The sequence below is a fragment of the Micromonospora sp. WMMD736 genome (assembly GCF_049179015.1).
Lineage (GTDB): Bacteria > Actinomycetota > Actinomycetes > Mycobacteriales > Micromonosporaceae > Micromonospora.
Map to the genome: position 1 here is coordinate 1 of NZ_JBMHMI010000133.1, position 2,645 is coordinate 2,645.

The following is a 2,645-nucleotide window of genomic DNA, read 5'->3' on the forward strand; positions in this document are numbered from 1 at the left end:
TGAAGCAAGCCGACCTGATGCCCATCCTGATGCCGCTGGAGAGCGTCGGCGTTCCGCGCGCGTTGCTGTTGGTTGCCAACGCGCCGATCCAGGTGCTGATCGAGGCTGCGTATCGGAGGGATATCCATCCCGGCGAGCCGACCCCGCAGTATCTGATCTCGATTCGCAACCCTGTCGCGGTGGGGGTCAACTTCCTTAAGGCGATCCCGGTTGGCATTGACGACGCGTTGGAAGAACTGGGGCATGAGCGGGTGTTCGGCACCCAACCGGCCGGTCCGTATGGCGTCGGTGGTGAGGATGAAGACCTACAGGGACTGCCGGCCGGCTTCATCCCGCTGGGGAAGGATGATCCCACACCGGTCTCACCACCGCAGGTCGCCGTCAACAACGTCGACGCCAGTGACGCGGCCACCAACAACGATGTCGACCAGGAATTCTCGGCAGGCAATCAGATCGCTGCCACGGGTGTCGAAGACCAGGCGGAGGCCAAGCAAGACCCGCCGGCCACCGGTATCAATGCCGACCTTGACCCTGAGACCGATGTGAAGAAGGAGGTCCGGCGTCCGCTGAAGTCGGCGCTGAAAAAGAGCCTTAGCGAACGGCCGCTGAAGTCGGCTTTGAAGGACGGAAAACGGCCACTCAAGTCAGCGGTGAAGGACCGCCTCGAAAAGCGGCAGAAGGCTGTGCAGGAGCGACCGAAGATGACCAAGCCCAAGTCGGTCCGACCGGCTAAGGGCGACCGGCCGCTACGCAAGGCAGTTGACCGGGTCCGTCAGCAACGTCAGAACGCAGATTCGGGCGGTGCGAACCAATCGAAGACATCCACGACCAACGACGACTCATAGCTGTCGGCAGCCGGCCGTCTGGGGTTTCATTGACGAATAGCTGTCGGGACGCTGAAATCCGGGGCGCCGGTTAGCTGGCCGATGCAGAATGTCATAGTTCGAGACCAAGCTAGCTAGTGTCGGACAAGCTGGTGTTCCTGACGGGCGAGCTTCGCGACCGTTCCACACCAGTCGAGAGATTGGGGAATCAGATGACGGTTCGGTTCTGGCGTTCGCTGGGCGTCACGATGGTGGCGATCCTTGGCGCCGTGGTCCTCGCATTCTCGGGCACGGTGCCCTCGCTGTTGCCGGTATTGACGGCGACCGTGCTGGCCATGGGCGGGACGGAGCACCCGCTGTCGACCCCGCCTGATTCGCACGATTTCGTCACCGGCTACCTGGAGATTGCGGTCGAAAACCACATCATTCCCGCGTCCGGCAAGACGGGGGAGCAGGACACCGGAATCCCATCGGCGCCGTACAAGACGGTCGCGGTGATCACGCCCGAGGAATTCTGGCCCGTCTTCGGTTCGAAGACGTTCGGGAAGTCGGTGGCCGAGGGCCGCTCGAACTTCGGTAAGTGCGCGCACGCGGACGCCGGTTGCGAATACAACGAACCAGTTTCGGACCCCCTCGAACCCGATGACTTCATCGGGGTCGGCTACTCGCAGAGCGCCGTGGTCGCCTCGCTGGTCAAGGCCGACCTGATCGCCGAATACCGCGACGATCCCATGAACTCGCCGATCATCTCCTTCTATCTGCTCTCCAACCCGATGCGGCCCAACGGCGGCATCCTGATGAAGTTCAACAAGCTGACCATCCCGATCCTCGACATCCCGATGTACGGCGCGACGCCGACCGACACGTGTCAAGAGGATGGTGAGATCTGCTATCCGACCGTCGACTTCGCCTACCAATACGACATCCTCGGCGGCGGCGCCCCGAACAACCTGTTCAGCCTGGTGGCCCTGCTGAACTCACTCGCCGGGTATCTGATCGTGCACGGCGATATGCCCGATCAGAATCTCAACGACGACGACGTCATCTACCAGGGCAAAATGGGCGACACGCAGTATTACATGAGGACGACCGATCTGGTGCCCCTTCTGATGCCGCTGGAGAGCCTGGGCGTTCCCCGTGAGTTGCTGCTGGTCGTCAATGCTCCGATGCAGACGCTCATCGAGGGGGCCTACCGGCGGGATATCCATCCCGGTGAGCCGACCCCGCAGTATCTGATCTCGATCAGCAATCCGGTCGGGGTGGGGATCAACTTCCTGAAGGCCATCCCGGTCGGCATCGACGACGCGTTGGAAGAGGCGGGGCACCAGCGGATCTTCGGCACCGAGCCGGCCGGCCCGTACGGCGTCGGTGGTGAGGACAAGGAGTTGGAGGGCCTGCCGGCTGGATTCATTCCGCTGGGCAAGGCCGACCCGACACCGGACACGTCTGAAATCACCACCAACAACCTCGTCGATGTCACGGGTAGCGATGAGCGGGCGGACGTCGAAGGAGATCAACAGACCGCCGTCGTCAACGACGACGTCGACACCGGTACTGAGGTAAAGAAGGACCGCCTCGCCAAGCGTCCGCTGAAGACGGCACTGAAGGAGCGCCTCGACAAGCGGCCGGTGAAATCAGCGCTGAAGGACCGCCTGAAGGACCGCATCGAGAAGCGTCAGAAGGCGATTCAGGACCGGCCGAAGCCGATGCGGCCCAAGTCGGTCCGGCCGGGTGACCGGCCGCTACGCAAGGCGATCGACCGGGTGCGAGAGCAACGTCAGAACGCGACGTCGCGCGGTTCGAACTCGTCGGAGACGTCAC

Annotated in this window: 2 protein-coding genes; both read left to right on the forward strand. The window is 62.8% G+C overall.

Annotation, left to right across the window (positions count from 1 at the left end; genetic code table 11):
• Positions 1 to 845 (forward strand): hypothetical protein (locus tag ACN269_RS34650; RefSeq protein ID WP_421477552.1); only part of this gene is annotated, 845 nt, incomplete at its 5' end.
• 116 nt (positions 846 to 961) lie between these two features.
• Positions 962 to 2,645, forward strand: a 1,684-nt coding sequence (locus ACN269_RS34655; protein WP_421477553.1) for a PE-PPE domain-containing protein, incomplete at its 3' end; no start/stop codon positions are given.